3 protein-coding genes are annotated in these 4,963 nt (G+C 60.5%); 1 reads left to right on the top strand and 2 read right to left on the bottom strand.

The window, feature by feature from the left end:
- Positions 1 to 104: 104 nt before the first annotated feature.
- Positions 105 to 1,259 carry a hypothetical protein gene (locus ACHWRX_RS12120; protein ID WP_394659385.1) on the bottom strand — a complete coding sequence of 385 codons (1,155 nt, stop codon included), beginning with the start codon at positions 1,257 to 1,259 and terminating at the stop codon, positions 105 to 107.
- Between the two features lie 358 nt (positions 1,260 to 1,617).
- Complete coding sequence (locus tag ACHWRX_RS12125; protein WP_394659386.1) at positions 1,618 to 3,900, bottom strand: TonB-dependent receptor; 2,283 nt, start codon at positions 3,898 to 3,900, stop codon at positions 1,618 to 1,620.
- Positions 3,901 to 4,058: 158 nt separating this feature from the next.
- Between ACHWRX_RS12125 and ACHWRX_RS12130 the strand changes: the two genes are divergently transcribed.
- Positions 4,059 to 4,963: helix-turn-helix domain-containing protein (locus tag ACHWRX_RS12130; protein ID WP_394659387.1), on the top strand; the 905-nt coding region annotated here is incomplete at its 3' end.

Consider the following 4,963-nt stretch of genomic DNA (forward strand, 5'->3'; position numbering starts at 1 on the left):
TAGCGAAAGATCCTTGCTATTCCGTTAGGCAGGTAGGAAGCCGGTTGGCGTGACGAACGCGGAGGGCGGCATGGTTGCGCCAACCGCGCATCAGAAAGTGCGCCTCACTCCGATCGTGAGAGGAGGCGATCCAGTTCGGCCATGGCGGCATCGAACTCGGCGATCGCCAGAGCGGGCAGGGCAGGGGCCTCCGCCGCGTAGGCTGGTTCTTCGGCGGTGGGTGACATGGTCGCGCGCAGGGAGACCTTGCCCTTCTCCGTCACTCTCTCTGCCAACCCGGAAGCGGTGAGGGCATCGCTCACCGCGTAAGTGCCGCGCCGGCTGATCCCGAATGCGATGGTCATTTGATCAAGGCCAAGCGGCGCGAAGCCGGCGAGCATCATCCACACTTGCGGCGCGCGCGCGCTGGAACGCAGATGCGAAAACCGCGCTCGCATCAAGCTGGCGGCGGTCCGCGCGTCTTGGATGAGGCCCGCCATCGCAACGGCGCTGGCCTCCAGCGCCTTTACCGCAATCGCATCGTGCCGCCCACCCTCTGCTGGCCGCAGGGCTTCTGCGCGGATCGCGCCCGGCATCGGCAAGGCGGGGCGCAAGATGCCGGCGGACGTCAGAATGGAGCCCAGCGCCAAATCCACCGCCCATAGCGGCGTGGGGGGAGCGGGCTGGTCGACCGCAATATCCCGGCCGGAAATTCCCAACATGCGCGCACCCTGCTCCAACGGTGCGAACATCTGGTCCGCCGCCAACAGCGCGTTAAGCGCGATCAGTGCCTTGATTGGCAGAGGACTTTCATCCGGCCGATCGGCCTGGACAACGATAGCCACGGCCCGGTCGACCGCGTCGCTCGCTGCCGCAAGATCAAGATGATCCGGCCGATCCGATACGAAGCGGGCTGACACCGCTACAGTCTGCGCGGCCGTTGCCAGTGGCTCCCATGGATGGTTGCTCAACTCCCCCACCACCGCGCGGGCGATAGCGTGCGCTGACCACTGCGAGGAGGCGTTTTCCTGCGGTCCGCGATCCAGGCCGCCGAACCACGCATTGAAGCGAAAGGCGGCATCGGCAAACCCGGCCTGCGCCAGCGCCGAAATGATGGTCGTCCGCAGCAACGCGTAGCTGAACAGCCGGCTTTCAGCGCTGTCCAGCATGGAGACCAGGCCACCCAGACGCCCCAACGCCAGAGCGCAGTTCGCCTGGGCCTCCCCCAGCTCCCGAAGAGCTGGTGGCTCGTCGTCATACCAGGGGTCGGGAGATGCCATAAGCGGCGTTTAGAAAGATCGGGTGAGGGAGGGAAGGGCGCAGTGATGTACTTGGCTCAATCCCCGGCGGCATCTATCACGCGAGATATGACAGAGGGGCAGGATGCCTTCGCGATGCAGTGTTTCGCCTGATCGATGAAACAATCCATGCTGAAGGACCTGCTGTACTGGACGCGGGGCGATAAGGAACAAGGGTATCTTGACCCAGACCATGACAAGGCCTGGCTTTGAGCGCCCCGATCAAGGCTTTCGCGCGTGCGCAGGCGAATAAGCCCCCATCGTTAGCCTTCAGATGTCATCCAGGTATTTCCCTCGATCTAGGCCGGGCCCGCAATTTATGTCAGGCCCGGCCTTTGGATCAAAACTTCGCAGACAATTCCAGGCCGTACATCCGGGGTTCGCCGTAGACGGAACTGACAAAGCCTAGTTCGCGGTTCAGACCCAGCACGCCGACGCGATATAGCTTATTGGTGACGTTGTTCATGAACAGGGCGGCGCCAAAGGGCGTGCCCGCGATGCCATCGATGCTCGCGCGCAGGTTCAGCAGCGCATAGCCCGGTTCGTCACCCTCCACGTCAAACTCGTCTAGATGATTGCGCGAGCGGTAGCTGGCGTTGGCGTTGAGGTTCAGGCTACCCATGCCGGTTATATCGGATGCATAGTTGATCGACCCGCCCACCTGGTGGTGCGGCGTACCACGCAGCTCGTATTCCCCCGGCAAGCGGCCTTCCTTGATGTTGACGCCTACGTAGGCGTAGAAGGCGGCGACGGTCAGACCATTGCGAAAGTCCAGGGAGGCTTCGAACTCGCCGCCGAAGTTCTCCTGCTTCGCCGTATTGTCGATGATGGTGACAGTCGGCGGCCCGGCGAATGTGCGCTGCTTCTGGACGTTCTTGTAATCCTGATAAAACACCGCCGTGCTGGTGGTCAGCTTCGCGGCGCCAATATCGAGATTGTTCTTCATCCCGATTTCGTATTCCTGCACGGTTTCAGGATTGAAGGGGGTAAAAGTCGGATAATTGGAAGCACGCGTGCTGAACCCGCCAGCGCGGAAGCCGCGGCGGGTGGATGCGTAGATGGACGTCGCCTGGCTTGGCTCCCACTGGATCGTCGCATCCCAGGTGATGGCATCCCAGCTTTTCGAGGCGGTGAAGCTGCACTGGTCGATCGGGACCGTCTGCGTTCCAGGCGTGTTGATGTCCGTATCGAAGACGCACAGATTGCGATTGGGCTGCCGGGGGCCGACGGTGGCCTTGCGCTTGTCGTAGTTGTAGCGAATGCCGCCGGAGAGCTTTATCGTGTCGGTCAGCGCCAGCGTTCCCGCGGCATAAGCCGCATAACTGGTAGACCGGCCCACCGCGCCGTTCTGAGTAATCAGCGTCGTGGCGGTGAGCGTCGCGGGGCTGGCTGCCGTGATCGACAACCCGGGGAACTGCGAGGAGCGCGAACCATCCAGCCCCTTCTCCAGGAAGTAGAACCCGCCGAGCACGAAATCGAGGCGGTTGTCGAGCGCCTTGCCTTGGAGTTGCAGTTCCTCGCTGTACGACTTGATATTGGCATACTGGTCGGCGGCGATGACGGTGACGGGCGTACCGTCGTAATCGGTCAAGCTACGGCGTTGGACATGGCGATAGCCAAAGATATTCTTGACTGTGAGATCGTCGTTCAATTCGTACGTAGTCTTGTTGGTGAACCCGATATTGCGATTTTTTTCGAATGGTTGACGATTGAACGCATCGAAACGACCGCCATCGCCTGGCCCCGGGTCAAAGCGGAAGCGCTTTGCGGCGAAGCGGGCCTGCTGTTCGCGGAACGCCGCTGCAAACCCGGGAACGGCTGCAGCGGTCGACGGCGTGCGCAGCGTCGTGGCGAAAGCTGCACCGCCTACTTCATCCGCGTTGTAGAAATCGACGATCAAATTGGATTCGAAACCCTGAAATGGTGTCAGCAAAACGGACGCGCGGAACGTGGTGAAGTCCTGGTTGTCGTACCGCCGCCCATTGCTGACATCCACGGCCCAACCATCCCGTTGCCGCGTCTTGCCGGCAACGCGCACCGCGATACCCTCTGTGACGGGAACGTTGAGCATGCCGTACAGCTCGCGCAGATCATAGTTGCCCAAGGTGCCACGCAGTTCCCCGGTGAAATCCTGGGTCGGTCGATTAGGTTCCACCAGAACAGCACCACCGGTCATATTGCGACCAAACAATGTTCCCTGCACACCTTTCAGTACTTGCACAGATTGCAGATCGTATAAGGCGTTGCCAAACCCGTAGGGGCGCGGTTGCACGACTTCGGCAAAGTATGTTCCAACTGGTGGATCGGTTAGCAGCTGCGGTTCCTGAGAGCGTTGACCCCGAATAGCGAATGCAACGACACTGCGGATGTTGGAGGTGGTGGTGATGGAAAGCGAAGGGACGCGCGCGGTTACATCCTGGATATTCTGCACGCCCTGCCTTGCAAGCGCTGCACCGCTCAGCGCGGTGATCGAGATCGGAACATCTTGCAACGCTTCCTCACGGCGGCGGGCAGTGACGACGATCGCCCCATCTGCCTCCATTGCCGATGCCGACCGCGTTTGCTCCACACCAGCAGTTTGCGCATAACTTGCGCTGGCCGCAGCCAGCGATCCAAGGCTCACAAGACTCAGTAATCCAATGTTATAATTGCGCATGGCAATCCTCCCCCTGTGGTAACGCCTGCTTTGATTCAGGCTGTCGCACTACTATGGGGGTAATCTCCGTCCGGGGGTGAGGTTGTCTATTTGACTAAATGCGGGTGTGTAATTAGCATGAAGTTATGAGCGCCGACGCAGCAGTTCTGGCACTTCCGGGCGGACATATGGCTAGCCTGGGCACCATCGTAGATTTCTATGCGATGATGCGATCCCGGGTGGCAGATCAATTTGCGCCCCGTGACAACGTGGGCATGTTCACGCAGCTCCACATCGTGAGTGCTGACGGGGGACCAGTGGCGCTTTCGCCGCGGTGCTCGATACAGGCGGAATACTCCCCCCGAAACGGCATTCAATATCGCCTAATTCATATCCCTGACATGGCTTGCCCGGAAGATGATTTGCCGGCTCGGTGGAGCGAACTGGCAGGGGTGCTGGCTTGGTTGAATGCGCAATATGCCGGGGGTGCTACGATCATTGCCACGGGTGCGGGTATTTATCTGCTGGCGCAAGCTGGCTTGCTTACCGGTTCGGTGCCGCTGCCGCAGACCATGGCGCGTGCGTTTCGCCTGGCATATCCGCATCTTACGATTGATACCAAGTCGATTATCGTAGAGCGTGATCGGATGTGGTTGGGGCGCGGCATGGCTCATGACATCATGCTGCTGCTGCGCATGATCGACAAGATGTACGCCCCCTCCATTGCCAGCAATCTGGCTCATGCCGTGGGCTTGATCAGCCCGGTGGTGGAGGGACTGGCAAAGGATCCCCTCGTCGCCAGTGCCCAGCAATGGCTGTCCGAGCGATCGTCGATACCCGATCTGCGGATCGATGCGATGGCCGCCTATTTCGCGGTCAGCCAGAAAACCTTGATCCGGCGCTTTCGGGCAGAGCTTGGTATGACACCGCGCGATTATTTGCGCGATGCCCGCATCGCTAACGCGAAGATGCAACTGGGGGCGACGGCGCGGCCTATCAGCCAGATTGCACATCTCGTTGGCTATGATGACATCAAGTCCTTCCGCAACAC

The sequence above is a fragment of the uncultured Novosphingobium sp. genome (assembly GCF_964277725.1).
GTDB lineage: Bacteria > Pseudomonadota > Alphaproteobacteria > Sphingomonadales > Sphingomonadaceae > Novosphingobium > Novosphingobium fluoreni.

Excerpts from the sequence above, each read along its gene's own strand:
- ACHWRX_RS12120 (WP_394659385.1), bottom strand. The coding sequence starts at position 1,259 with ATGGCATCTCCCGACCCCTGGTATGACGACGAGCCACCAGCTCTTCGG.